Origin of the sequence: Catenuloplanes sp. NPDC051500, from assembly GCF_044454585.1 — a bacterium.
GTDB lineage: Bacteria > Actinomycetota > Actinomycetes > Mycobacteriales > Micromonosporaceae > Catenuloplanes.
On the sequence record NZ_JBITDX010000027.1, the window covers coordinates 1 to 26,582 of the forward strand.

General features: G+C 70.8%; 20 protein-coding genes. 8 read left to right on the top strand and 12 right to left on the bottom strand.

Annotated features, from left to right (window positions below):
• Positions 1–200: 200 nt before the first annotated feature.
• Positions 201–1,694: an aldehyde dehydrogenase family protein gene (locus ACIA8K_RS35680; protein WP_396067549.1), complete on the bottom strand. Its 1,494-nt coding sequence runs from the start codon at positions 1,692–1,694 to the stop codon at positions 201–203.
• Between the two features lie 22 nt (positions 1,695–1,716).
• Positions 1,717–2,409 carry an SDR family NAD(P)-dependent oxidoreductase gene (locus tag ACIA8K_RS35685; RefSeq protein WP_396067551.1) on the bottom strand — a complete coding sequence of 231 codons (693 nt, stop codon included), beginning with the start codon at positions 2,407–2,409 and terminating at the stop codon, positions 1,717–1,719.
• Between the two features lie 108 nt (positions 2,410–2,517).
• On the opposite strand from ACIA8K_RS35685, the gene ACIA8K_RS35690 reads away from it, so the two are divergent.
• The 3 genes from ACIA8K_RS35690 (at position 2,518) to ACIA8K_RS35700 (ending at position 7,619) form a co-directional block, all read left to right on the top strand.
• Positions 2,518–3,639, top strand: coding sequence for a glycosyltransferase family 4 protein (locus ACIA8K_RS35690; RefSeq protein ID WP_396067553.1), 1,122 nt, complete (start codon positions 2,518–2,520; stop codon positions 3,637–3,639).
• Between the two features lie 51 nt (positions 3,640–3,690).
• The gene (locus ACIA8K_RS35695; protein ID WP_396067706.1) at positions 3,691–5,421 is read left to right on the top strand and encodes a 3-hydroxyacyl-CoA dehydrogenase family protein; all 1,731 of its coding nucleotides are present in this window, start codon (positions 3,691–3,693) and stop codon (positions 5,419–5,421) included.
• Positions 5,422–6,896: 1,475 nt separating this feature from the next.
• A complete protein-coding gene (locus ACIA8K_RS35700; RefSeq protein ID WP_396067555.1) occupies positions 6,897–7,619 on the top strand; it encodes a Clp protease N-terminal domain-containing protein in 723 nt (240 codons plus the stop codon).
• On the opposite strand, the gene ACIA8K_RS35705 is transcribed toward ACIA8K_RS35700, so the two are convergent.
• The 4 genes from ACIA8K_RS35705 to ACIA8K_RS35720 all read right to left on the bottom strand — a co-directional run bounded on the left by ACIA8K_RS35705 (position 7,609) and on the right by ACIA8K_RS35720 (position 12,075).
• Entirely contained in the window at positions 7,609–7,944 is a 336-nt protein-coding gene (locus tag ACIA8K_RS35705) for a hypothetical protein (RefSeq protein ID WP_396067557.1), read from the bottom strand. The two genes, ACIA8K_RS35700 and ACIA8K_RS35705, sit on opposite strands and share 11 nt — an antisense overlap.
• A 2-nt stretch (positions 7,945–7,946) precedes the next feature.
• On the bottom strand, positions 7,947–10,103 hold the full coding sequence (locus tag ACIA8K_RS35710; protein WP_396067559.1) for an FtsX-like permease family protein: 2,157 nt from the start codon (positions 10,101–10,103) through the stop codon (positions 7,947–7,949).
• Positions 10,104–10,182: 79 nt separating this feature from the next.
• Entirely contained in the window at positions 10,183–10,839 is a 657-nt protein-coding gene (locus tag ACIA8K_RS35715) for a response regulator (RefSeq protein ID WP_396067561.1), read from the bottom strand.
• A 30-nt stretch (positions 10,840–10,869) separates the two neighbouring features.
• Positions 10,870–12,075: a sensor histidine kinase gene (locus ACIA8K_RS35720; protein ID WP_396067563.1), complete on the bottom strand. Its 1,206-nt coding sequence runs from the start codon at positions 12,073–12,075 to the stop codon at positions 10,870–10,872.
• 36 nt (positions 12,076–12,111) lie between these two features.
• On the opposite strand from ACIA8K_RS35720, the gene ACIA8K_RS35725 reads away from it, so the two are divergent.
• The gene (locus tag ACIA8K_RS35725) at positions 12,112–12,408 is read left to right on the top strand and encodes a hypothetical protein (RefSeq protein ID WP_396067565.1); all 297 of its coding nucleotides are present in this window, start codon (positions 12,112–12,114) and stop codon (positions 12,406–12,408) included.
• A gap of 20 nt (positions 12,409–12,428) precedes the next feature.
• A complete protein-coding gene (locus tag ACIA8K_RS35730) occupies positions 12,429–13,232 on the top strand; it encodes an alpha/beta hydrolase (protein ID WP_396067567.1) in 804 nt (267 codons plus the stop codon).
• A 56-nt stretch (positions 13,233–13,288) separates the two neighbouring features.
• On the opposite strand, the gene ACIA8K_RS35735 is transcribed toward ACIA8K_RS35730, so the two are convergent.
• Positions 13,289–14,227, bottom strand: a complete 939-nt coding sequence (locus tag ACIA8K_RS35735; RefSeq protein ID WP_396067569.1) for a glycosyltransferase family 2 protein — start codon at positions 14,225–14,227, stop codon at positions 13,289–13,291.
• Positions 14,224–15,042 (bottom strand): glycosyltransferase family 2 protein, encoded by an 819-nt coding sequence (locus tag ACIA8K_RS35740; RefSeq protein WP_396067571.1) that lies wholly within the window; start codon positions 15,040–15,042, stop codon positions 14,224–14,226. Before ACIA8K_RS35740 ends, ACIA8K_RS35735 begins: the two co-directional genes overlap by 4 nt.
• Before the next feature lie 277 nt (positions 15,043–15,319).
• Here ACIA8K_RS35740 and ACIA8K_RS35745 point away from each other — a divergent pair, with 277 nt between their 5' ends.
• From ACIA8K_RS35745 to ACIA8K_RS35755, 3 genes are read left to right on the top strand one after another with little or no spacing between them, the layout of a single operon-like run.
• Entirely contained in the window at positions 15,320–16,549 is a 1,230-nt protein-coding gene (locus ACIA8K_RS35745; protein ID WP_396067573.1) for a glycosyltransferase family 4 protein, read from the top strand.
• A 35-nt stretch (positions 16,550–16,584) separates the two neighbouring features.
• Positions 16,585–17,574, top strand: a complete 990-nt coding sequence (locus ACIA8K_RS35750) for a hypothetical protein (RefSeq protein WP_396067575.1) — start codon at positions 16,585–16,587, stop codon at positions 17,572–17,574.
• 46 nt (positions 17,575–17,620) lie between these two features.
• Positions 17,621–19,093, top strand: coding sequence for a lipopolysaccharide biosynthesis protein (locus tag ACIA8K_RS35755; protein WP_396067577.1), 1,473 nt, complete (start codon positions 17,621–17,623; stop codon positions 19,091–19,093).
• A 2,962-nt stretch (positions 19,094–22,055) separates the two neighbouring features.
• On the opposite strand, the gene ACIA8K_RS35760 is transcribed toward ACIA8K_RS35755, so the two are convergent.
• From ACIA8K_RS35760 to ACIA8K_RS35775, 4 genes are read right to left on the bottom strand one after another with little or no spacing between them, the layout of a single operon-like run.
• On the bottom strand, positions 22,056–23,375 hold the full coding sequence (locus ACIA8K_RS35760; protein ID WP_396067579.1) for a glutamate-1-semialdehyde 2,1-aminomutase: 1,320 nt from the start codon (positions 23,373–23,375) through the stop codon (positions 22,056–22,058).
• Complete coding sequence (locus ACIA8K_RS35765; protein WP_396067581.1) at positions 23,372–24,331, bottom strand: glycosyltransferase family 2 protein; 960 nt, start codon at positions 24,329–24,331, stop codon at positions 23,372–23,374. The genes ACIA8K_RS35760 and ACIA8K_RS35765 overlap by 4 nt, the downstream gene beginning before the upstream one ends.
• Positions 24,328–25,485 (bottom strand): methyltransferase domain-containing protein, encoded by a 1,158-nt coding sequence (locus tag ACIA8K_RS35770; protein WP_396067583.1) that lies wholly within the window; start codon positions 25,483–25,485, stop codon positions 24,328–24,330. The genes ACIA8K_RS35765 and ACIA8K_RS35770 overlap by 4 nt, the downstream gene beginning before the upstream one ends.
• The gene (locus ACIA8K_RS35775; protein WP_396067585.1) at positions 25,482–26,516 is read right to left on the bottom strand and encodes an NAD-dependent epimerase/dehydratase family protein; all 1,035 of its coding nucleotides are present in this window, start codon (positions 26,514–26,516) and stop codon (positions 25,482–25,484) included. The genes ACIA8K_RS35770 and ACIA8K_RS35775 overlap by 4 nt, the downstream gene beginning before the upstream one ends.
• Positions 26,517–26,582: the final 66 nt, after the last annotated feature.

Below are 26,582 nucleotides of genomic sequence, written 5' to 3' on the forward strand. Positions count from 1 at the left end.
CCCTACGTAAGGCGCCATGCCCCGACACCCTCGGTGGGCACGTTTAGTGGGGCGGCGGCAGTCTGCTTTTTAGGCTTGGTGTAGCCGCTGTGCAGTGGTTATACGGGAGCGCAGTCGGGGTGTTTTGAGCCGAGGGTAGAGAGCGAATGCTGTTTGTGGCTCCGTCGCAGGTGCGGTTGCGTCCCGTTGTGGTGCAGGGATTAGCGGGGGCCGCGGGCGTAGAGCATCTTTACGGCACGCACCAGCGTCCTCTCGTGGGAGGGCTTTCGGAAGAAGGACAGGGCGGGTAGGGGGGAAGGGGCGCGCCTGCGGGTGATGGCCTTGGGGACTGTGAACTCGCGTAGTCCGTCCTCGCCGTGGATGCGGCCGAAGCCGGAGTTTCCTACGCCGCCGAATGGGAGAGTTGACATGCCGGCGAAGGCGAGGACCGAGTTGACCGAGGTCATTCCGGAGCGCATTCCGCGGGCCAGCTCGACGGCGCGCCGCCGGCCGAACACCGCTCCGCCCAGGCCGTAGGGGACGGCGTTCGCGCGGTGCAGGGCCTCGTCGGCCGAGGCCACCCGGGTCACGGTCAAGGTCGGCCCGAAGGTCTCCTCGCGGATGGCAAGGGCGTCGTCGGGCACGTCGACGAGGATCGTCGGGTGGACGAACGGCGGCTGCACGGCCTCCGGGCCGCCCACGACGGCCCGCGCGCCACGTGCCAGCGCGTCCTCGATGTGTCGCCGGATCACGTCGATCTGGCCGGGCATGGTGATCGGGCCTAGCTGCTCCCCGTCCACCCCGACCGTAAGCGTGCGGGCCTGGGCCGCGAGCTTCTCGACGAACGCATCGTGGATGTCTGAGACGGCATAGATCCGTTCGATGCCGACGCAGGTCTGGCCGGCGTTCGACAGTCCGCCCCACAGCGCCGCGTCGACTGCCGCGTCCAGGTCAGCGTCCGAGTCGATGATCATGGCGTCCTTGCCGCCGGCCTCGATCAGGACCGGGGTAAGCGTTTCCGCGCACGCGGCCATCACCGTGCGCGCGGTGGCGGTCGAGCCGGTGAAGCCGAGTTTCGACACCCCGGACCGGCACAGCGCCGCACCGGTGTCGCCCAGCCCGTGCACCACCTGGAACACCGGCTGTTCCGGCACGACCTCGGCGAACAGGTCCGCGAGCCACTGGCCCACCGCCGGGGTGTACTCGCTCGGCTTGAACACGACCGCGTTGCCGGCGGCGAGGGCGTACGCGATGGACCCGAGCGGCGTCAGGATCGGATAGTTCCACGGCCCGATCACCCCGACGACCCCGTACGGCAGGTACTCCAGATGTGCGGAGTGCTCCGCGAGCAGCACCCGAGTCCGCACCCGGCGCGGCCCCAGCACCCGCTTGGCGTTGTTCGCCGCCCAGTCGATGTGTTCGATAGCGCTCGCGGCCTCAAGCGTCGCGTCGTACACCGGCTTGCCGCCCTCGCGGTGGGTGAGCTCGGCGATCTCCTCCAGGCGCTGAGCGAACCGGACGCGCCAGCGCCGCAGCCGTTGCCGTCGGGCGGCGAAGCCGAGCGCGGCCCACCAGGCGCCGGCCTCACGGGCGCGGGCGACCGCTGCGGCCACGTCGGCGGCGGTCGCCACCGGGAAGGTGCCGACCGTCTCGCCGGTGGCGGGATTTGTGGACGTCAGTTTCCCGTCGTCGACGACGGGCATCCCGGGGCTCATCCGCGGAGTCTAAACCTGAGATCTACTCATAAGTAAGGTGCTCGCGGATGATCTGTTCCGCGACCGATGCGGGATCCGGCAGTTCGCCGCGCTCGTGCAGGCCCACGTACCGGTCCCGGGCCGGGAACTCTGTGTCACGCAGCGTGGCCTGCATGCCGGTGTCCATCACGCCGGGGTTGATCGACGTCACGACCATCGGCGGCTCGCGGTCGGCGGCCTCGGCCGCGAGCACCTCGGCGAACCAGTCGCCGCCGCGCTTGGCCGCGGAGTACGCCGACCAGTGCGCGATCGCGCGCCCGGCCGCGCCGGACGAGATGAACAGGATCCGGGCCGGGCGCCCGGAGGCCGCGGCGACGAACGCGTTGGTGAGCAGCATCGGCGCGGTCAGGTTCACCGAGATCGACTCGGCCAGTTCGTTCGGGGGCAGCGAGCCCACCGGGCCGACCGGCGTGACCACGCCGGCGTTGTGGATCAGCACGACCTCGCCCTCCGGCGCGAACGCGGCACGCAGGTCCGCGGCGGAGGGCAACGTTGAGGGGTCGCTCAGGTTTGCGGGCAATAACGCGACCCGCGCCGGTTCCTGGAGCGCACGATCGTCCTGTGCGCCGGTGAAGGTCCGGCCGATGCCGACGACGCGGTCACCGCCCGCGATGACCTGCTCGAACAGTGCGGCGCCCAGGCCGCGTGAAACACCGGTGATGAATATCGTCCGCATGGTGCAAGCCCTACCACAGAGTGCCGCTCTGTCGGCAACACGACCCGGTGATGAACCCGGCGCCGGCGCCGGGGAAAATCGCGGTCGACGTGATGATGGAGGTGTCCGGTGAGCCGCATCGGCTTCGCCTGTCTGTGGGCTCCGAACCCGATCGCCACCTGGTCCCACATTCCGTGGCACCTGCGGGCCGCCATGCGCGACCATGCCGAGGTGCCGGACGTCGGCGTGCAGATCCCGCACCGGATGCAGACCGCCCTGAAGCTGATGCACGTGCGGTGGCGCAACAGCCGGCCGGTCACCACATGGAAGCAGTCGCGGCTTACCGACTCGTTCGTGCGGCAGGCGATCCAGCGCGGCGCGGAGGCGGCGGACGCGGACGCGGTGCTCATGATCCAGGACCTGGCGATCGTGGACCGGCCGTACTTCACGTTCCAGGACATGAGCTTCGACGGGCTGCTGCACATCCAGGAGACGTCCGGGATCCCGCTGTTCCAGAACCTGACCGAGGGTGAACTGCGCCGCCGCCGGGAACGGCAGCTGGAGGTGTACGACAAGGCCGCCGGCGTCTTCGCGATGAGCCACTGGCTGGCCCGCAACCTGATCGAGGTCACCGGCGTGCCCGCGGCCAAGGTGCACGTGGTGCACCCGGGCATCTCCGCCGGCGCATCGGTCGAGGGCCCGCTGCCGGAGAAGACCGGGCCCCGCAACCGGCTGCTCTTCGTCGGCCGCGAGTTCACGCGCAAGGGCGGCGACCTGGTGGTGGCCGCGCTTGAGATCCTGCGCCGCGACTTCGACCCGGAGATCACGCTTACCGTGGCCGGCCCGCGCGAGTGGCCGATGGACGGCGAGATCCCGGACGGCGTCCGCTTCCTGGGCGAGCGCACGCTTGCCGAGGTCGCCGGCCTCTACGACACGCACGACCTGTTCGTGCTGCCGAGTCGGCTGGAGGCGTTCGGCATCGTGTTCGCGGAGGCGGCCGCCCGGGGCGTACCCGCGATCGGCCGTGATGCCTTTGCGATGCCCGAGGTGATCCAGCCCGGCGTGTCCGGCGCGCTGGCCTCCGGTGAGGACCCGTCCGACCTGGCCAAACTGATCGCTGAGACGCTCGCGGACGACAACCTCTACGCGGAGTGCGCGGCCCGGGCCGGCGACGTCTCCACCCGCTTCTCCTGGGACCGCGCCGGTCGTGACGTGGTCGGGGCGATAAATGGCACACTGAACGCCCGTTAACACAGGAGGCGCAGCGTGGTGGACGTCGTCGGAGTGGTCGGCCTGGGCACGATGGGCGCGGGGATCGTCGAGGTCTTCGCACGCAACGGTCTGGACGTGGTGGCCGTGGAGATCGCCGACGCGGCGCTGGAGCGGGGCCGGAGCATCCTGACCGCGTCGACCGACCGGGCCGTGGCCAGGGGAAAGCTCTCCGAGGCGGACCGGGACGCGCTGCTCGCCCGGGTCCGGTTCGAGGTCGGCCTGGCCGCGCTGCACGACGTCGACCTGGTGATCGAGGCGGTCCCGGAGAAGCTGGCGCTCAAGCGCACAGTCTTCGCGGAGCTGGACCGGGTCTGCAAGCCGTCCGCGATCCTGGCCACCAACACCTCGTCGCTCAGCGTCACCGAGATCGCGGTCGCCACACAGCGTCCGGACCGGGTGGCGGGTCTGCACTTCTTCAACCCGGCGCCGGTGATGAGACTTGTCGAGGTGGTCCGCACGGTGGTCACCGCGGACGACGTGGTGGCGGAGCTGGCGGCGCTTTGCACGCGGATCGGCAAGCACGGCGTGACAATCGGCGACCGGGCCGGCTTCATCGCGAACACGCTGCTCTTCGGCTACCTGAACCAGGCCGCCACCATGTACGAGAGCGGTCACGCGTCCCGGGAGGACCTCGACGCGGCGATGCGGGCCGGGTCCGGGCTGCCGATGGGCCCGCTCGCGCTGCTTGACCTGATCGGCCTGGACGTGGCGCTCGACATCCTTGACACGATGTACCGCCGCGGCGGCCGGAGTCGTCGTCACGTCGCGGCGCCGCTGCTCACCCAGCTGGTGACCGCCGGTTTCCTGGGCCGGAAGTCAGGCCGCGGCTTCTACACCTACGACAGGCCCGGCTCCTCGAAGGTCACCCCCGATCAAGAGCAGAAAGATCAGGACCCCGCGGGGGTACGGGAGGTGGGCGCGATCGGCGTGGTCGGCTCCGCCGCGCTCGCCCGGACCTTCACCGACGCCGGTTTCGACGTCGTCTCTGTCCCTGAGCCCGGCGTCTTTGTTGCGGGGCCCGGCGTCTCTGTCGTGGAGCGCGCCGTCGGTGTCCTTGAGCCCGGCGTCGCTGTCCCTGAGCGCGGCGTCTCTGTCGCGGAGCGCGGCGTCTCCGAGCAGGACGGTTTGGAGCGGAACCGCCCGGAGCGGGACGGCCTGGAGCGACTCACCGCGGTCGACCTTGTCGTGGTGGAGGCGGTGGACGGCGCTGCGAAGGCGCTTCTCGCCCGCCTGGACGGCATCTGCAAGCCGGGCACGCCGCTTGCCGTCACCGGATCCTCGGCGCCGGTCATCGAGAGCGCAATGGCCGCGCCGCACCCCGCGGACGTCGTCGGCCTGCATCTCACCGCCGCCACGCTGGCCGAGGTGGTGCCCACGATCCGCTCCTCGCCTGACGCGGTCGCCGCGGTCCGGCAGGTGGCCGGGCGACTCGGCCGCACCGTGGTGTCAAGCGTGGACCGCGCCGGTCTCGTGCACGACGCGCTGCTCTTCCCCTACCTGAACGACGCGGTCCGGATGCTTGAGGCCGGCTACGCGACCGCGGACGACATCGACGCCGCGATGACGCTTGGCTGCGGCTACCCGGCCGGCCCGTTCGAGATGCTTGACGCGCTCGGCCTGGACGTGGCGCTGACCGCGCAGCGGGCGGTCTACGCGGAGCAGCGCGAGCCGGGCCTCGCCCCGGCGCCGCTGCTGGAGCACCTGGTCACAGCCGGTTACCTGGGCCGCAAGGCGGGTCGTGGCTTCCGGGAGCACTCTTGAGGTTGCGCGGTAAGGGTGTGAGTCGGGCACTCCACGCCCGAAATCTCGTCATATAGACCGCTGTGAGGGCACGCCTACCCCGTCCCCGGAAGGTCCGTGCTCGGGCGTGACTGGCCGGTTCGGGCGCGGCCTGGTCGCAGGTCGTGAGCCACGCCGCGGAGGGGCGCTTTACTGTGAATTATTGGCACTTAGCGCCTGGCATGGTCGGCCGCGCACGGGTACGTCCAGAAGCCGGGAACCAGCGTCCAGCGGGTGGGAGTCAAGATCCTCGCGGCCTCGGCGGCCCTTATTTTGCGCCCGAAAGGGCCGCCAGGATCTAAATCCGCCGGGAGCGAGCTGCCGAGGGCAGGGGTCGTGTCGTGACATCTCGGATGTGGCGTTGGTCTGGCCTCATCAAGCCACGCTCGACGCCACCGGTGCAATGCCACTTAGCCTATTTTGATCTTGAAGTGGATCTGGTCGGGCCGCGAGGCTCTAGCCAGCGCAGATGCCTTCCTGTCCGGTTTGGCGGGTAGGGCGGAGAGGCGGCACGGTGCGTTGTGGAAGCCCAGGTCAGAGCCCATGATCAACTTAAGCTAAGTGGCATTGGCCACTGGAGTGTCGCGGTCTCTGGCGTCGGCGTCGGTGCTTGCGGTGGTGAGGTCGCTCTCGCGTCGATCGGTCGCTGCTGACGGATCATGCGTGCCGCCCGCTTCTCTTGTGCGTGCCGCTGGCTCTGCGGGCAACGAGGAAACATCCGCGACCAGCGCAAGCTGCGAACTTCGGCGTCGATCTTCGTCGGCGCTCGTCCTGGCGCGGTCTGCGGGCGGGTCTACTCGGGTCTGCGGCCCTTGCCGCGACGGGGTCGGCTAGATCATGCGGTGCGGGAGCGTCGCGACGCCGGACTCGGGGCCGCTGAGTTTGTCGAACTCCGAGCGACGAGCGGAGTCGCCGGCGCAGCGCGACGCTGGATTTGCTTGCGGGGGCGATTCTGCTGCCATGTCGGGGCGGCTCAGTTCAGGCTTGATCAGAACCAATGCTTGCCGGAAATGTCGAGAAAGTTCTTTTCTTCCTGCGGGTTGCCGCTGTTGTCAATCGATAACGGGCGGTAGATCAACGGCCAGGTGAGGCATGTGCACGTCATTCGCGCCGAATAGCGTGCTCACGCCTCACCTGACGCTCCCTATCCTCGCCGCCTCTCCGCATTTCGCCCATATCCCCGCCGCCGACCCGCTTTTGACCTTCGTGTTGGGTGCGCAGTACCCAACGGTGCCGGCCAGGCCAGACGAGACCCGACCACAGGCAGGCTTGTCAGCGAAGCTGGCAGTGCTTTCGGTTGCCCCGGAGCCGGAGCCGGAGCCGGAGCGCCCCCAGGGGCCGCGGAACGGCACTGAGGGGCACTCCGGCAAGGCGACCGTCGAGATGATCCCAGGCGGCCGCCAGGTGACCGTCAACCCGGGGTTGACGCCGACCATGCGTCAACCTATGGTTGACGCATGGCGACTGAACCGAACCCATCCTTCGTCCGACTCGATGACCTCATCGAGCACGTCAAGAGCCAGCACCCCGACGGCGACCACCTCACCCGGGTCTCCGACGCGATCCTGGTCGGCGAGCACCTCGGCGAGACCTCCGACCATCTGATCGGCCACTTCGTCGACCAGGCACGGCGGGCCGGCGCGTCCTGGGCCGAGATCGGCCGCAGCCTGGGGGTGAGCAAGCAGGCCGTGCAGAAGCGGTTCGTCGGCGACCCGGCCGGGCCGGTCGACGAGAGCCGCTTCAGCCGGTTCACCCACCGGGCCCGCGCGGTCATGCAGCAGACCACCAAGGCCGCCCGGGACGCCGGCAACGACGTGGTCCGCACCGAGCACCTGATCTTCGGCCTGCTTGAGGAGCCGAAGGCGTACGCCGCTCAGGCGATCATGGCGCAGGGCCTGACGCTTGAGGACGTGCGGGTGGCGGCCGTGGGCGTGCTGCCGCCGCGCGTCGAGGTGATCCCGGAGCACCTGCCGTTCTCGGCCGGTGCGAAGAAGCTGCTCGACCTCATCGTCCGCGAGGCGCTGCGTCTCGGCCACAACTACGTCGGCACCGAGCACATGCTGCTGGCGCTGCTCGACGACCGCGAGGACGCGGGCGGCGAGGTGCTCCGCGGCCTCGGCCTCGACAAACAACGCGCCGAACTCTGGATCGTCGACGCGCTCAGCACCCTCAAGAAGTAATCCGGCGGGCCGGGACGTGGTGGAAGACGCCCCGGCCGATCGAGGACGCCGGTTCCCCGAAGCCCTTCGGGGAACCGGCGCGCCCGGCAGCGGCATCGCCGGGCATCGCAGTCGTGCCGCACAGGACCGCAGGGAAGCGCCGTGCTGTGGAGGCGCCGCGCTGCTGGGAGGCGCCGCGCTGCTGGGAGGCGCCGCGCTGCTGGGAGGTGCCGCGCCGCTGGGAGGCGCCGCGCCGCTGGGCACACGTGACATTGCCGGGCCTCGGTGTCGCGGTGGCGGCCCCGCCGGGCGTCGGCCCCGCCGGGCGTCGGCCGGCCTCGGCCATTCCTACTCGTCGGCGAGCGCGGCCACAGGTGTGACACGTGCGGCGCGGCGTGCGGGGAGCGCCGCGGCGAGCAGACCCACGACCGCGGCGCCCAGAACTACGAGCCCGATCCGCGGGTACGGCACGGAGAGCGCCACCCACTCGCGGGGGATCGAGGCGTAGACGCCCGCCACGCCGAACCCGATCCCGAGCGTCACCCCGGCCACGGCTGCGATCAGCGCCAGCGTCATCCCCTCGGCCAGCAGGCTTGCACGTAGCTGTCGCCTGCTCAGTCCCAGCGCTCGGAGCAGCCCGAACTCCCGCGTCCGCTCCAGCACGGAGAGCGTCAGCGTGCTCGTGATGCCGGCCACCGAGATCAGCACGGAGAACACCACAAGCACGCCGACCACGGCGAGCAGCGAGTCCACGGTCCCGCCGATCTCCTCCGCCTGGGTCTGCACATCAGTCACCACGGCCAGCGGCACGGTGTCGGTGACGGCTGCGATCGCCCGCCGGGCCTCGGCCGCGCGCACGCCGTCCTCGACGAAGATCCAGAGCAGGTCGTGTTGTTCCACGCGCTCCACCTCGGGCAGCGCGGTCAACCGCCCGGCCAGGTCCGCCGGGAGCGCCTGCCCGGCCGGCGCGCCGACCGCGAAGTCGGTGGGGAACTGGCGGTGCAGCTCCGCGGTGGCGCTCGCGGCCAGCGACTGCGCGCCGACCAGGAACGCGGTGACCACTGTGATGCCCACGGTCAGCGCCAGCGCGGTCGCGGCAGCCCTGCGCGGTTGCCGCTCGCCGCTCCGGGCTGCCAGCCGGCCGCCGGAGCCGAAGATCAGCACGGCCGGGCGGACCGCGACCCGCCAGGCCGGCACGACAAGCACCGGGCCGAGCGCGATCAGCGCGAGCACGGCCGGGAGCGTGCCGCCGACGGCGAGGACCACCAGGTTGTACCGGGCGCCGCCGGCCACCAGCGCGACCGCGATCAGCGCCAGCACCGTGCCGGTGAGCACGCGGCGGCGGGAGGCGGCGGCCTCGACCGGCGCGTTCGGGCGGCGCAGTGCCGCGATCGGGGCGAGCCGGGTGGCGCTGCGGGCCGGGGCGATCGCGGCCAGCACTGTCACGCCGACGCCGGTCAGGCCGCCGAGCAGCGCGGTCAACGGCGTGATCTCCATCGGCGCGGACATCTGGCCGGCGCCGAGTGAGGACAGCGCGCCGGTGCCGAGTCGCCCGATCAGCGCGCCGAACCCGAACCCGGCCGCGGAGGCGACCACGCCGACCAGCGCGGCCTCCGCAAGCACCAGCCGGAACAGCTGGCCGCGCAGCGCGCCGGCGAGGCGGAGCAGCGCCAACTCCTGCTCGCGCTGCGCGACAAGGATCGCGAACGTGTTGTGGATGACCATGGCGGCCACCACGAGCGCCACCACGGCGAAGCCGAGCAGGCCGGCCCGCATCGCCGCCACGTTGCCGACGTTCGCGCTGACCAGCCGGTCCGCGTACGCGCTGCCGGTGAGCACGTCCGCGCCGGGCAGGGCGGCGGCGACCGCGTCCGCGACCTCGCGCTGTGCCGTGCCGTCGGTGGCCGCGACCCGGATCGCACCCCAGGTGGTGACGCCTGTCGCGGCCCGGAAGTCGTCCGGGGGCAGGTACAGCGTGAAGAAGCCGGCGTCCTCGGCCAGGCCGCTGATCCGTACCCGCCGCGGCTCTTGGGAATTCGCCACCACCACGGAGATCGTGGCGCCGGGCGTCCAGCCTTCGTCCTCGGCGGTGCCGGTGTCGATCAGCGCCTCGCCGGGGCCGGGCAGCGTGCCGGCCGCCAGCGGTAGCGCGGAGAGCGCCGGGTCGGCGGGCAGCGGGCGGATCGACGCGGCGGTGGCGCCGAACGAGGCGACCAGGTGCCCGCCCGGGTCGAGCAGCGGCGCCTCGGCGTAGGACTCGCCGGCCGCGGCGCGCACGCCTGGCAGCGCGGCGACCCGGGCCAGGTCCGCGTCGGTGAAGCGGCCGGTCGCGCGGGCGGACACGGGTTTCGCGTCCCGGGCCGCGTCCGCGTAGACGCTCGCGGTCATGGTGTCGGTCAGGATGAGTGTGCCGGTCACGAACGCGACCCCCAGCGCGACCGCCAGGGCGGTCAGCAGGAGCCGGGTCCGGCGGGCTCGCAGGCCGGAGAGGAGTACGTTTCGCACGCCTTCCGACGCTAGGGACGTGGCGGGCCCCGATCATCTGCCTCAGGTCGACCGCGTCTCCTCCTCAGGTACACATTTTCTACTGCGCGCGGACCAGCCCGTGCTGGTACGCGTAGACCACGATCTGCACCCGGTCGCGCAGCCCGAGCTTGGTGAGGATCCGGCTGACGTGCGACTTCACCGTGGTCTCCGCGACGAACAGCTCCGCGGCGATCTCCGCGTTCGACCTCCCGCGCGCCACGAGCAACAACACCTCGTGCTCCCGGCCGGTGAGCGCGTCCGCCGGGCCGGCCGCGTCCGGTGCGCCGTCCGGGAGGTAGGGCGCGAAGCGTTCCAGCAGCCGCCGCGTGGTGGACGGCGCCACCACGGAGTCTCCGGAGTGCACCACCCGGATCGCGGCCAGCAGGTCCTCCGGCGGCGCATCCTTGAGCAGGAAACCGGACGCGCCGGCCCGGATCGCGGAGAACGCGTACTCGTCCAGGTCGAACGTGGTCAGCACCAGCACGCGCGGCGGGTCCGGAAGCGCGCGGATCCGGCGGCACGCGGTCACGCCGTCCACAGTGGGCATCCGTACGTCCATCAGCACCACGTCCAGCCGGTGCGCACGGGCCGCCTCGACCGCCTCCGCGCCGTCACCGGCCTCGGCCACCACTGTCAGGTCCGGCTGCGACTGCAGCAGCATGCGGAACCCGGTGCGGACCAACTTCTGGTCGTCGACAAGCAGAAGCCGGATCATGTGTCTCCTCGTCGGGTCGTGTGGCTCCCCTTATGAAACACGACCTGTTCGCAGCGGAAGCTCGGCCCGGACCCGGAAACCGCCGTCCGGCCCGGCGCCCGCGGTGAGTGTGCCGCCGACCGCACCGGCCCGCTCCCGCATCCCCACGATGCCGTGCCCACCCGGCACCCCGTCACCGGAGCCGCCATCGGCACCGCCGGTGTCCGTCACCTCGACCACGAGTACGGTCCGGCGCCAGGTCAACCTGACCTCCGCAGTCGCGCCCGGCCCGCCGTGTTTGCGCGCGTTGGTGAGCGCCTCCTGCACGACCCGGTAGGCGGTCAGGCCCACGCTCGCCGGCACCGGCCGTTCACGACCGGTGACGGTAAGCGTCGCAGGCACGGTCGAGGCCGCGACAAGCGCCGCGACCCCGTCCACGCCCGGCTGCGGCACGGACTCGGCGGCCGAGCCGGCGCGCAGCACGCCGAGCAGCCCACGCAGCTCGTCAAGCGCCTCCCGCCCGGTCGACGAGATCGTGTCAAGCGCCTCGCGGGCCAGCTCCGGCTCGGTCGCCAGCGCGTACCGGGCGCCGTCCGCCTGCACCACGATCACCGACACGTGATGGGCCACCACGTCGTGCAGCTCGCGCGCGATCCGCGCCCGTTCCTCCGCGACCGCGGCCCGGTCCAGCGCCTGCCGTTCCCGCTCCAGCCGGTCCGCCCGGTCCGCGAGCTGCTGGTACCAGCGGTGCCGGCTGCGGGTCGCATCGCCCCAGATCCAGGCGACCGCGAGCGGCGCCGCGTAGACGCTGCCGACCACGGCCAGCCAGACTGCCGCGCGCACGCCGTCGTCCGGAAGCATCGTGGTCGAGGCCGGATCGGTGGCCAGCCGGGCCAGGATCAGCGCGGGCGCGGCCACGATCCAGAACAGGCCGGAGGCCCGGGCCCAGCGCGGCCCGTACGCGGCGACCGAGTAGAGCGCCAGCGGCACGGCGAGATAGGCCGGGTAGATCACCACTGTCGCGTTCACCGCGATCTGGGTCAGCCCGGCGGCCACCACAAGCAGATATGCCGCCGTGGGGCGGACGTGGCGGAGCACCGAGGCGACGATCAGCACGGCCAGCACCGGCCAGACGAGCACGCCTGCCGGACCGTGTTCGGCGAGCGCGAGCGGGATCGAGAACCCACCCAGCGGTACCGCGACGATTGCGGTCACCACCGCCGGATGTCGCCGAAGCCACGCGTAGACCCGGTGCACGAACCGAGCGTACGTGCCGCCCGTACCCTTGATCCCGTGAGCCCGCGCCGCAACCACCGCCGCGATGAGGGCGGCCCGGTCGACCGGGACCGCGCTCGGCAGGGAGTGCAGACCGTCCAGAGCTGGAGCGACGGTGAGTGGCTGGTGCGCGGGGTGCCGCCGTCCAACGCGACGAAGGTGTACCGCTGCCCCGGTTGCCAGCAGACGATCGCGCCCGGCGTGGCGCACATCGTGGCCTGGCCGGCGGACGGGCGCGGCGATCTCACCGACCGGCGACACTGGCACAGCGGCTGCTGGAAGGCGCGCGACCGGCGGTATCCGTCCGGCCGCTGAGCCCCGAGAGAGGAAACCCGATGGCCCTGATCCGCGCGAACTCGGTCCTGCCCGCCCGCCGGGAGGACATCGAGCTGCACACCGCAGACGGGCTGACGCTTGTCGGCGAGCTGGCCCGCCCGCTTGACGCCGAGCCGGTCGCCACGCTCGTCTGCCTGCACCCGCTGCCCACGCACGGCGGCATGATGGACAGTCACGTGTTCCGGAAGGCGGCGTGGCGGCTGCCCGCGCTGGCCGGGATCGCGGTGCTGCGGTTCAACACGCGCGGCACCTCAAGCACGCGCGGCACAAGCGAGGGCGCGTTCGACAACGCGCGGGGCGAGCGGTTCGACGTGGCCGCCGCGATCGAGTACGCCGAGTTCGAGGAGCTGCCGAACGTGTGGCTGCTCGGCTGGTCGTTCGGCACCGACCTGACGCTCAAGTTCGGCTGCGACCCGTCGGTTGCCGGCGCGATCCTGCTCTCCCCGCCGCTTCGCTTCTCGGAGCCGGAAGACCTGGCGATCTGGGCGGAGACCGGCAAGCCGCTGACCGCGCTGGTCCCCGAGTTCGACGACTACCTGCGTCCCGCCGAGGCCGCCAAAAGGTTCGCCGCGATCCCGCAGGCCGAGGTGGTGGGCGTGGACGGCGCGAAGCACCTGTGGGTCGGCGACGCGGAGACAGTGCTCAACCAGGTGGTCGCGCGGGTGGCCCCCGGCGTCACGGTTCCGCTGCCGACCGACTGGGACGGCCCGATGGAATCCGGCGACAGCAGCGCCTACGCCGACCGCACGGTCACCGCCTTCAACGGCGTCCCGGTCACCGGCCCGGAGCAGCAGAAAGCATAGAAATCATGCGAGGATACGCCGAAAGCGCGCGCTCTCGGTCGTACCCCCGAATGCTTCTAAAGCTCTTGGATTGTGGGCATCTCCGCCGCGGGCGGCCAACCGGCCAGCCAGGTGCGGCGCTGGGACCAGACCTCGCGCCAGTAACCGGCCCGGCCGGTGACCCGCGCGCCCGCCGCCCGGATGCCGATGCCGGCCACGAGCAGCGCACGCCCGGCCCGCGCCTTACCGGGGGACCAGCGCAGCCGCAGGTAGGTGGTCTTGCCGCGGAGGACCATCACGCGCTTGCCGACGCTTGTCGAGGACGCGCCGTTGACGTGCAGCACCTTGGCGTCCGGGACGAGCGTCGGGGTGGCGCCCGCGGCCGTCGCACGCTGTGACAGGTCGATGTCCTCGCTGTACATGAAGTAGTCCGGCGTGAAGCCGCCCAGGGCGGTGAAGAGCGCGCGCTCGATCAGCAGCAGGCAGCCCGAGCCGGCCGGGACCGGGCCGGCCAGGTCGCGCGGGCGGTCCGGCAGTTCCTCCGGGTTGAGAAGCGCGGAGCGGCGGAAGACGGTGGAGAGCCCGGTGGCGAAGCACAGGTAGCCCCAGAGGCTCGGCAGCGCGTAGATCGAGCGGCCGTCGTCCTCGCCGTGCAGGTCGAGCGTGCGGCCGACGTAGACGCGCGACTCCGGGACCGCGCGGGCGAAGGTCAGGAACGCGCCGAGCACGTCGCCGACAGGTTCCGCGTCCGGGTTGAGCAGCATCAGGTAGGTGCCGGTCGCGTGCGCGGCGCCCGCGTTCACCGCGCGGCCGAAGCCGACATTGCGGGCGAGCCGGACCACGCGCACCTCCGGCAGAGCGGCCTCGATCGCGTCCGCAGAGCCGTCCGTGGACGCGTTGTCCACCACGATCACCTCGTAGGCGGCGATGCTCGGCTGCCCGATCAGCGTCTTCAGCCCGCGGATGGTCAGCTCGCTTGTGTTGTACGAGACCACGACCACGCTCACATCGATCATGCCCGTGCCCCTTCCCGGCTCGACCCGTCCCGCTCCCAGGTGGTGCTCGGCGAGAGCCGGGCCTGCACTGCGGCGAGCACGGTGAGCGCGACGTAGATCAGCCCGGCCGGCGCCAGCCGCGGGTTCGGCAGTACCACGTCGCGCAGCCAGGACCAGGTGTCCGAGGTGCGCGTCCGCGTCGAGGCGGCTCGCAGCGCCGCGTTGCCGGACCGGACCCGGCGCAGGCGGCGCAGCAGGTCGGCGGTGCGGCGCGGCGTGGCGACCAGAGAGGCGACCTCGTCGACGACCACCCGCTCGTCCGCGCCGTAGAGCGAGTCTAGGAACAGGTCGTCCGCCATGACCGACGGGAACTCGCCGAACCGTGACCGTCCGGTGGCGGAGAGTGCGATCACGCCGCGGCCGAACAGGCCGGTACGGATCGCGGGCAGCCGGTTGTGGATCGCGAAGTACGCCTTGACCAGCAGCGGGCGGCCGGCCAGGTCCAGCTCCCGGCGCGGGACCGCGACAAGCGCGCCGGTGGCCCGTAGTGCCTCCGCGAGGCGGTGCACCGCACCTGGTGACAGCTCCACGTCACCGTCCACATAGAGGCGCGGGAAGCCGGTGGCCACGCGGTCGCCCGCGTTGAGCGCCGCGGTCTTCGAGCCCTCGCGCAGCTCCACCACGTCGACGTCACCGCGGCGGTACGCGACCCCGGCCGTGTCGTCGGTGCAGCCGTTCGGCACCACAACCACCTGGATTCCGGGGCCGGACACGCGGTCGAGGCACCTGTCGAGCACTGCCGCCTCGTCATGGGCGGGAACCACCACGCTGATCACTCGGATATTTCCTTTCGTGGCAACGCGAATGCGCCTGCCGAGTGTTTCCGCGATCGACTCGAAATGGCAAGAAGCTCAACGTTGCGAAACGTACCCGTCCGGTGCGGCATTTCCGATTTATCGTCTTCGCCGACGCCGCATGTCGCCTAGCCGACACGCTGTTTGACTCAAGTGACCTTGTAAACCCGCAGGCCAGGCGGCCATTGTGGCGTGACGGCCGACAACTTTGATCAGTGTGAGCGGCCTCGACTTCAACCGTTCGTGGGGAGTGGTTTTCGTGGCCAGGGATCGGCGGCCGCACGTCGCGATCATCGTGGTGAATCTGCCCGTGGAACGGGATCGCCGGGTGATCCGCGAATGTCTGGCGCTGGAATCGGCCGGTTACCGGGTCACGGTCATCTGCCCACGAGGACCGCAGGCCCTGAGCCACCTGCCCGGCACGCGGGACACCGCGATCCGCTCGTTCACGCAGCCGTTCGCCGGCTCCGGCGTGCTCAGCTTCGCCGGCGAGTTCGCCTGGTCGTTCCTGTGCGTCGCCTGGCACCTGCTTCGGCTGCTGCTCACCCAGCGCGTCGACGCGGCCCAGGCCTGCAACCCGCCGGACGTGTTCTGGCCGCTGGCGCTGCTGATGCGCCTGATGGGCAAGCCGTTCGTCTTCGACCACCACGACCTCAGCCCCGAGCTGTACCGGGCCAAGACGGCCACGCCGAACCCGGTGGTGCTTCGGATCCTGACCGTGTTCGAGCAGCTGTCGATGAGGTCCGCGTCCTGGGTGCTGTCGACGAACGAGTCGTACCGGGAGATCGCGGTCGGCCGTGGCGGGCAGGACCCGGCGCGGGTCACAGTGGTCCGCAACGGCCCGGCCAGCAGCGAGATCACCCACGCGCCCACGCCGTCGGCGGGCGGGCGGAAGCGGATCGTCTACCTCGGCGTGATCAACCCGCAGGACAACGTGCGGGCCGCGGTGCTTGCCGCCGCGCGCCTGGCCGAGTCACGAGGCCGCGACGACTGGGAGATGGTGATCGCCGGCGACGGTGACAGCCTGCCCGAGCTGCGCGCGCTCGCCACCGACCTGGGCCTTGACGACGTGGTCTACTTCGCCGGCTGGCTCGGCGGCGACGAGGTGGACGCGCTGCTCGCGTCCGGCACGATCGGCATCCAGCCGGACCAGCCGGACCCGCTGTCAAACGTCTCGACCATGGCGAAGACCGTGGAGTACCTGGCCCGCGGCCTGCCGGTGGTGGCGGCCGACCTGCTGGAGACGCGACGCACGGCCGAGGGGGCCGCGGTCTACACGCCGACGGCCGCGCCGGAGGCGTTCGCGACGGCGCTCGACTCGCTTCTTGACGACCCGGACGCGCTGGCGCGCATGCGGGAGATCGGGCTGCAGCGCTTCCACAGCCGGCTTGCGTGGGAGCACCAGGCGAGCGCGTACCTGTCGGTCTGGGGTGAGCTGGTCCCGGTCCCGGCGGCGTCGTTTGCCGATGCGGGCGGCGCTGCACGGTGACGGAGGCGCACAAGCGACGTCTCAGCCGCCGCGCCGTGATCGTCGTGATCGTCGTGGTGGTGCTGCTGGGCGTGGCCGGGGTGGCGTTCGGCGGCCGGTTCCTCGGGGATTCCGGCGCGTCAGGTGACGAGTACCGGCTGGAGTCGCCGATCCCGCCGTCCGGGTCTGCGAGTTCCCCCCGGGCCACCGAGCCGGGCGGCGCGGGCGGGCTCGGCGCGTCCCCGGAATCCACAGTGCCGCCGACCGCGTCCAGCCTGGCCTCGCCGGCGCCCGCCCCCGTACCCGTGCCGGTCGTTTCCCGGCCCGGCGAGGGCAACACCGGCGTACCGGACGGCGTGACGCTTGCGAAATACACCGGGCCGCTGCGGATCACCACTGCCGGCACCGTGATCGACGGCAAGCAGATCGACGGTTGCCTGGACATCCGCGCGCGCGACGTGGTGATCAAGCGATCGAAGCTGACCTGCGGCGACATCATGATCAAGATCGAGCAGAAGACCGCGAACCTGACGATCGAGGACAGCGAGATCGACGGCGCGAACACCGGCTTCGTGGCCGGCTACTGGAACTTCACGCTGCTCCGGGTGAACGTGCACAACATCCAGGAAGGCCCGCGGGTCGGCAGCAACGTCATCATCGAGGACAGCTGGTTCCACGGAATGCGGTCCGCGAACTCGGACGAGGCGCACCAGGACCTGATGCAGTCAAACGGCGGATCCAACTCCACGATCCGCAACAACGTCTTCGACGCGACAAGCACGGAGGCGGGCGTCTCGTTCAACGCGGCGTTCCAGGTCGGCGCCGAGTTCGAGCCGCTCGAGAACATCCTGGTCGAGGACAACTGGTTCAACGGCGGCGGCTACACGATCAACATCCGGAACGATCCGGACATCAGCAACGTGCTCTTCCGGAACAACGTGTTCGGGCCCAGGCACAGTTACGGCGGCGTCTCCCGGGCGGATTCCAAGGGCATCATCTGGGAGTCGAGCAACGTCTACGAGGCCGACGGCAAACCGGTCTGGTGAGCCCTACCATCAGATTGAACGTTCGCGCTGCTGGGAGCCGTGGAAATTGAGTGAAACACAGGTCCCGCACAGCAGCCGGACCGTCCGCAGCGCGGTCGTCTGGTCCTACGTCCTCACCGGCGGCAACTTCGCGGTCACCGGCGTCGTCACCTTCGTGATGGCCGCGTTCGTGCCGCCCGCCGAGTTCGGCGTGATGGCGCTGGCGTTGGTCTGGGTCACGTTCGCGCAGATGCTGATGCAGCACGGCCCCGCACAGGCAGTCGTGCAACGTGAGGACGTCACCGACCGGCACTTCGACGCCGCGTTCTGGAGCACACTCGGGCTGGCCATGCTCTTCGCACTGGCCTTCGCCGGGCTCGCCCCGCTCTGGGCGCTCTGGAACGGCACACCCCAGCTGGCGTACGTCAGCTGGGCCCTCGCACCTGTCATCGTGCTCAACGCGCTCGGCGTCATCCCGGACGCGATCCTCCGCCGCCGGATGGACATGAAGCGCATCTCGCTCCGCGTCCTCACTGTCGGCCTGATCAGCGGCGTGCTCGGCGTCTCCGCGGCCGTGGCCGGGCTGGGCGTCTGGGCGTACGCCATCCAGCAGCTCACCATGTCCGCACTCACCGTCGCCGTCGTCTGGACCGTCACCGACTGGCGCCCGCGACGCGGCGGCATCGGCCCGGCACTTCGCGACCTGCGCCGATTCTCGCTTCACTCGCTCTCCGAGGTCACCGCGTTCTTCGTCTCCAGCCGGATCGACGCGCTGGTGATGGGCGCGTTCTTCGGCCCCGCCGCCATCGGCCTCTACCGCTTCGCCGTCCGCATCGTCGAAATGGTCAACAGCGTCGCCGCCGGCGGCATCGGCCAGGTCTCCCTCGCCGACCTCTCCCGCCTCACCTCCGACCGGGACGCGTTCGGCCGCCGCCTCGGCCAGTTCCTGCACGCCGCCGCCACAATCATGTATCCCGGCCTGGGCATCCTCGCCGCCACCGCCGGCCCGCTGCTACGGCTGATCGGCGACGAATGGTCCCCGGCCGCGGGCGCGCTCCGCGTGCTCTGTGCGGCCGGCGCGATCACCATGGTCGGCAACATCCTCACCCCCGCCGTCCAGGCCGCCGGCCGCCCCGGCGTCGGCGCCGTGATCGGCTGGGTCGAGGCCGCCGCAGCCGCCGTCTCGATCGTCACAGTCGGCCTGTGGATGCGCGACGCCCCGGTCACCACCCAGGTCCTGGCGATCGCCTGGACCGTACTGGCCGTCCAAGGCACAATGACCCTGATCTATGTGTGGGTCGCGCTCTACCGCGTGCTTCACCTCAAGGCCCGCACCGTACTGCTCCCATCGCTGCCCCCGTTCCTGGCCGGCCTGGCCGCGCTCGGCGTCGGCCTCCTCGTGGAATCGCTGCTGACCGACACGAACGTCTTCCTCGGCCTGATCCTGACCGGCTGCGCCGCCGTCGGCATGGCCTCACTCCTACTCATCGGCCTGGACCGCCGCGCCCGCGGCCTCGTGCGATCCCTCCTGCACCGCTGAAAACCCCAGATCCAGATCCAGATCCCTTTCCCGCTCCCGCGGTGGTCCGGCCCGCACGCTCCCGCGGGCAAACCTCGCGTCGGGCTCCGCTGGCGCTCCGCACGTCGCTCGGAGCCGGTCCCGCCTCATCGGAACCAACCCACGCGGCCGGGCCTGCCCTCGGCCGCGTATGCGTGTCGGCGGGTGTTCACGCTGGGTGTCGCGTCAGCGGTGGTGCTGGACGTCCACGCCAGGTGGCGCGTCAGCGGTGGGCGGGGCGGCTGCGGTTCCGTATGCGCAAGGGCGGCGTTTGCCGCTGGAGATTTGCGGTGCGTTGAGGGCTGTGGCGGTCCGGGACGGGTGCGCGAGTGTCGCGTCAGTGCCAGTTTTTAGGTGCGGCTGGGGTTGGGCGCCCGCAAGAGCCGGCGTCGAAGGCAGAGGATCGTGATGCTCAGTCTGATCACGCCACATCCGTCTGCGGTAGCCCGCTCCGAAGCCCCACCCGGTGTCGCACCAGCCACGGATGACCAGCGCAAACACCCCTGCCCGCCCCCAAACGCCGCTGCTGTCTCCAGCTCCGGCTCCGGCTCCGGCTCCGGCTCCGGCTCCGGCTCCGGCTCCGGCACCGTCACCGTCTCCGGCACTGGCACTGGCACCGTCACCCGCACCGGCACCGGCACCGTCACCGCCAGCGGGACCGGGGCCGCCGTCGCCGTCGTGGCCGTCGTGGCCGTCGTGGCCGTGGCCGTCGTGGCCGTCGCCGCCGTGGCCGTCGCCGCCGTGGCCGTCACCGCCGTCACTCGCACCGGCACCGTCACCGCCAGCGGGGCCGGGGCCAGCACCGCCGCCGGCAGTGGGACCCGGGGCCGACACCGGGACCGGCAACGGCGGGGCGGGTATCGGGACCGGGTCCGGATCCGGAACTGGCATCGGGACCGGCACCGGCGCCGCACCGGGACCGGCAACGGCAACGGCGGGCGAGGCATGGGGTCCGCGTCCGGGTCCGAAACCGGCATCGGGACCGGCGGCGGCAGCGGCAAGCGGCCGCGGGGCCGACGTCGGACCGGGACCGGTTCCGGGATCGGGACCGGTTCCGGTTCCGGGATCGGGATCGGGATCGGGACCGGTTCCGGCATCGGGATCGGGATCGGGATCGGGTCCGGGATCGGCGACGGCAGTGGCATCGGCGGCGACGGCGGCGGCGACGGCGACGGCATCGGACCGGCATCAAAAACGGGACCAGCGACGGCGGCGGCACCAGTATCGGATCGGCAGCGGCGGGGGCGCCGGCGCCGGGTGCCGCGATGATCGGGCTGATCTCGGGCCCTCTCCTTGTATCGGCCTCAGATCGATGAAAAAGAAGTCGCTGGCCGAATTTCCCGATATGCCGTTGGCTGTGCGTGTTCGCTATCTGTACCCAAGATCCTTGCGTCGCTGGTGGCCCTTATGGAGGCGATATAAGGGCCACCAGGGACGCAAGGATCTTCAATCCTGTCGGGTGGGCGGCTGATCCCAAGATTCGGGAAGCGTTCCGCGCGGGTGGTATTTCCAGACGCTGCCTGCATTTGAATTACAGCTCAATAATGTGTCGTAGCCACAATGAGCGCAGCCGCTAGGCGCTAAATTACGAAATTTCGGGCGCGAAATGCCCGAGCAATACCCAAAGCCTGGAAAGTCCGTAGAGCGACGGGCGCTGGGGGAGGCGACAAGCTCGACGATGGGCGGGTTGCCTCCGGCGTCGGCGATTCGAGCGGGGGCTACGTGACCTCCACCCGACCGTTATATATCGATAAATCGGTCCATCCAAACATGGATCCATCGCTTCAAGGGCTTGCGTTGTCAGCCGGTGCGGCGTCTTGGTGACATCGGGGTAGCCGGCGCTGCGGGGGATTGCGCCGTTAGGCAATGCGGCGTCTCGGCAGGATCGAAGTGTCCGGTGACGTTCCGTGGCGGCCGATCGGGCCGCTTTGTTGCTTGATCGACCCGGTGGGTCGAATGGTCATCGGTCGAATGTACTTGGGAGTGGTTATCCGGCGTGTATAACCACTCCCATGTACATTCGACGGATGATCTCCGGGACGAGATAGTGGGTCGACGCTCTTTATGGTGAAATATCGGGCGCGCAACGCCCGAGGCCCGGTTACTCTCCGCCATATCCGCTTCCTGGCCCTGACTGCAGTGGATTCCGCGCGAATTATCTCCGCCTAGGCCCGCTTCTCGGCCCCCGACCGCGGTGCATTCCCTCGCGGGGCTCGGCCAGATCCGCTTTCTGCCCCTGACGGCGGGGGATTCCCCGCGCGGTGCTCGGCCCGCACCCGCTTTCTGCCCCTGACGGCAGTGCATTCCCTCGCGGTGCTCGGCCGAGACCCGTTTTCTGGCCCTGACGGCAGTGCATTCCCTCGCGGTGCTCGGCCCAGTTCCGTTTTCTGGCCTTGACCGCGCAGTGGATTTCCGCGCGGGTCTGTTTTCTGGTCTTGGCCGGGGTGGGTTCTTGCGCGGGTCTGCTTTCTGGCCCTGGCGGCGGTGGGTTCCTGCGCGGGTCCGCTTTCTGGCCGTGACCGCGGTGGAGGCCACGCGGATTTTCTCCGCCCAGAGGTTCGTGCCCGGCCCGGGTAGTCGGCAGCGACGCGATTCCCGGCCTCGATGCCGCTCTTGATCTTCAGGGAGGCGGCCCGACACCGGCCATGCGGCGTCGCAGCGGAGAGCCGATGCCGCCCCAGGGCAAGCAAAGGCAAGATCGTGATCACGCAGAACTGCGCGCGATCGGCGGCAAGAGCGGCGCCCACCTCATGTAACGAGAGGTTAGGCGGCGACCGCTGTCCCGCGGGGCGGCGGCGGTGCACAGTGGAGCGAAGCGCGCCGTGTGTGACGGGGCGGTGGTGGGGAGCCGCGTGGTTGTGGGGACCACGGCGGGGCTGGAGCCCGCGGGAGCACGCGGGCCGCAACCACCCACAGAGTGGGAAATCCGCTTGAAGGGTTTGGGTTATCGGTTGAAGCGGCGGAAGACAGGTGCGACCGGGCGGCCGCGGAGCAGGCCGTCGACGCTGCCGGCGTCGAGGGCCTTCGCGTAGACGGCGAGGGCGGCGTCGACTGCCTCGATGGTGCGGTCCACGTCGGCGTCGGTGTGGGAGTAGGAGATGCTGAAGGACGGGGCGATGATGCCGCCGGCGATGAGTTCCTGGAGGAAGAGTGTGCGGTACGGCTGGGAGCGCTCGCCGGACGGGTCCTTGGTGACGTAGATCAGGTTGCAGTCGCGGCCGAGTACGCCGAAGTGGTCGCTCACCCCGTGCCGCTGCGCTGCTGACGTGACGCCGGCGGCGAGGCGGGCGCCCTGGCGGTAGAGCGTTTCGATCACCGGTTCGTGCTGGTAGGCGGTCATCACGGCGAGCGCGGCGGCCAGCGCGTGGGTCTCGGCGCCGTGCGTGGTGGAGAGCAGGAAGACGCGTTCGCGGTCGTGGCGCAGGCCGCCGAGTTCCATCACGTCGGGGCGGCCGACGAGCGCGGAGATCGCGAAGCCGTTGCCCATCGCCTTGCCGTAGACGGCGAGGTCGCCTGTGACGTCGTGTACGTCCTGCGCGCCCCTGTTGTGCCAGCGGAAGCCGGTGAGCGTCTCGTCGATGACGAGCAGCGCGCCGTGTGCGTCGCACAGGCGGCGGACCTCGGCGAGGAAACCGGGGGCGGGCGCGGTGGTCGTCTCGGCCTCCATCATCACGCAGGCGATCTCACCCGGGTGAGCCTCGAAGGCGGCGGCCAGGCTTGAGGCGTCGTTGTAGCGGAAGCCGACGGTCAGCGCGCGCACCGCGGAGGGCACGCCGCCGGGCATGCCGGTGGCGCCGATGAACCAGTCGTCGGTGGAGAAGAACGGGTGGTCGGTGCAGATGGCGACCAGGTCACGGCCGGTGTGGGCGCGGGCGAGCTTGACCGCGGCAGTGGTGGCGTCCGAGCCGTGCTTGGCGAACTTGACCATGGCGCCGTCGTGCCGGCCGACCATCGCCAGCAGCTGGGACGCGGCCTCGACCTCGATCGCGGCGGGGCGGGTGAAGTTGCTTCCGTGCGGGAGCGCGGCGGCCGCGGCGGCGACGACCGGCGCGTAGCCGTGGCCGAGCGTGACGGCGCGCAGCCCCATGCCGTATTCGATGAACTCGTTGCCGTCGACGTCCCAGACGTGGCAGCCGGCGCCGCGGGCGATGAAACCGGGCGCGTCCTCCGGGTACTGGTCGTCGCCCTTGGCGTAGGTGTGCGCGCCGCCGGGAATCATGGCATGCGCACGTTCCCGCAGTGCGCGGGATGCCTCGAACCTCATGGGGTCTCCTTCTTCAGCGAGCCGTCCGGGTTCTCCCACGGGGGTTTGGCGAGCGTGCCGCCGGTGACGCGGCGCCGGAGCCGGCCGAGCCGGATCCGGGCCCGCCGGGACTCCGCTACCGCACCGAACGTGGCGGCGCTGCCGAGCCGGGTGGCGAGCGACTGGTCGGTGGTGGCCAGGAACGTCCGCATCACGTCCGCGATGAGCAGCTGGTGGTCGGCGCCGGGGCGGGCGCGCCGGGCGGCCTTGCGGGCCTTCATGGCGAGGCGGGGCTCGTGGTGGGCCATCACGTCGGTGCGGTCGCCGCCGAACGTCATGGCCGGATGCATCCGGCGATAGAAGAGCCGCGCGGGTACGACCTGGAAGCGCCCCTGCAGCACCAGCTCGGCCACGATCCGGGCGTCGCTCGACAGATATTGCCCGAGCAGCTTCGTGTTGCGGAGCGCGTCCGTCCGGATCAGGCCGAACAGCTCGTTCAGCAGTGACCAGCGCTTGGCGAAGTGGGCAAGTCGCCGGACCGGGTTCGGGTCGGTGAGGTCGAGCCGGTCGTCCCATTCGCTGACCGGGTTGCCGTCCGCGTCGATGATCACGGTCTGCGGGTACGCGCACACCACGCCGGGATCGTTGTCGAGCACGGCGACGGTCTCGCGAAGCAGCGACGGGGCCATCAGGTCGTCGTGCGCGGTGAGCCGGAAGTACTCGCCGCGCGCGAGCGACACCACCCGGGCGAAGTTGCCGGCCTCACCCAGGTTCTCCTCGTTGCGGTGGATCCGGAACCGGGGATCGCGCGCGGCGTAGTCCTGGCAGATCTCCCAGGTCCGGTCCGTCGACTGGTTGTCGCAGACCACCACCTCGAAGTCGGTGAAGTCCTGGGCCAGCACGGACTCGAAGGCGAGCGGGAGGTAGTGCTCGACGTTGTAGGCGGTGACGCCGAGGGTGACCCTGGGGGTGCTCATGCGATCAGCAGCTCCGCGTCGACGCCGAGCGCGGCAAGCTGCGCCGCGATCTCGGTCCGGTAGGCCGGGTTGGTGATGATGACGGCCGTGGGCTTGAGGTCGCTCAGCAGCTCGGGCGCGTCCACCCGGTGCGCGGTGACCGGGAGGTAGCGGCCCCACTTGCGCGGGTTCACGTCGACCACGGCGGCGAGCTGGTGGGTGCGGTCGGCAAGCGTCAGGAACTGCACGCCGCGGGAACCGGCGCCCCACATGACCGGATTTGCACCCTCCGCGACGAGCTGGGCGATGCGCTGCTCCCAGCGGTCCCGCTCGTCGTGGTGGCGCTTCGCGAAACCCTTTACCGCCGCGAGGGTTCGGGTCCGGTCCGCCTCACTTTTTGCCGATTTATCGGACTTACGGGTAGATACCTCGATGAAGCGAAACATGCCGTGGAAGAACGTGCCGGAGTCCTCGACGGTCCAGCCGGCCCGCTCCACGATCGCGGTCAGCGCATAGGCGTCGAAGTAGGACACGTGCGGGTAGATGACCTCCCACCCGGCCGTGGACAGGTCGTAGCCCGCGTCCGGCACCTCGATGTACCCGTGCACCTCCCGGTCGCCGGCCCGCGCGCGCAGATCGACGAGGAAGTCGTACGGGTCGTCGATGTGCTCGAACCAGTGCCGGGTGGTGAACAGGTCGAACTCCGGCAGCGTGCTCCCACGCGGGGCGTAGCCGCTGTGGAACACCGCGCCGGACGGGTCCGGGCCTTCCGCGCCCGCGTACATCGCGTCGAAGCCGTGCCCGGTCGCGCCGCCGACGTGGCACAGCTCGCGCAGGAACTCGCCCTGCCCGCAGCCGATGTCGACCACCCGCTTGCCACGCAGCGCGTACCGCTGGGACAGCCGCTCGACAAGCTCGGCGGAGAACGCGGCGAATGCGGGGGAGTGGTGCAGGTTCGTGTCCATCGTCGTGTCGTAGACCATGACGTCCGGGTCGAAGGCGACGTTCCGCACATAGCCGCACTCGTCGCAGACGGCGAGCGTCATCTGGCCGACCGGGCTGGCCGCGGCCTCGTCCCGGTCCGCCCAGTGCACGCCGCAGAGCACCGGGATCTCGCCCAGGTCCGCGAAGACCGCCGGCTCACCAACGCCGCAGGCATCGCAGCGCCGGCTCACGCGGTAGTCCAGCGCAGCTCGCCGTCGAGCTTCCCGGCCGCGGTGAGCGCGTTGATGTGCTTCAGCCGCTGGTGCCGCTCGCCCATCAGGTCCTCAAGGGTCAAACCCGTCCGCTTGTACGCCTCGACGAGCTGCTCGATGCCCTTGGCCACGGTCCACTGCGGCTGGAACTCCGGCACCTCCGCGGCGATCAGGTCGCAGGTGACCCGGTAGTTGCGCAGGTCGGTGCCGGCCCCCTCGGCGAACGTGACGGTGCCGCCGACCAGCTCCTGGACCAGGTTCGCCACGTCGCGGATCAGGTAGTTCTCGGTTGTACGGCCGATGTTGTAGGCCTTGGTGTGGATCCGCGTGCGGTCGACGGAGAGCAGCGCCTCGAACGCGTGCGCGATGTCGTCCGCGTGCACGAGCGGGCGCCACGCGGTGCCGTCGCTCTGCAGGCGCACCTCGCCGGTGTGCAGCGCGTGCCCGACCAGGTCGTTGACGACCAGGTCGCCGCGCAGCCTCGGGGAGAAGCCGTAGGCGGTGGCGTTACGCAGGAAGGTGGGCGAGAAGTCGTCGGCGGCCAGCTCCAGCAGGCCCTGCTCGGAGAGGATCTTCGACTCGCCGTACGGCGTGACCGGGTTGAAGCCCGCGGTCTCGTCGAGCGGCGAGTCGTCCGCGCCCTTGCCGTAGAGGCTGCACGACGAGGAGAACAGGAACCGGTTCGCGCCCGCCTCCTTGGCCGCGCGCGCCAGGCGCAGCGTCGACCGGTGATTGACCTCGTAGGTGAGCTGCGGGTTCAGGTTCCCGATCGGGTCGTTGCAGATCGCCGCCAGGTGCACGACCGCCTCGACACGTGCGTCGCGCAGCTGGTCCGCGGTGACGTCGCGCAGGTCGGTGCGGATGGTCGGGACCTCGGCCGGGGCCGGGCCGACCACGCAGTCCGCGAACAGGCCGACGTCCAGGCCGACGACCTCGTGCCCGGCGTCGAGCAGCCGGGGGACGAGCACGCTGCCCAGGTAACCCTCGTGGCCGGTGACGAGGACGCGCATGCTGATCTCCCTGTTCTGCTGCGAGAAGCTTTCACTGCCCACGCTAGCTGCGGAAACGCCGTACCC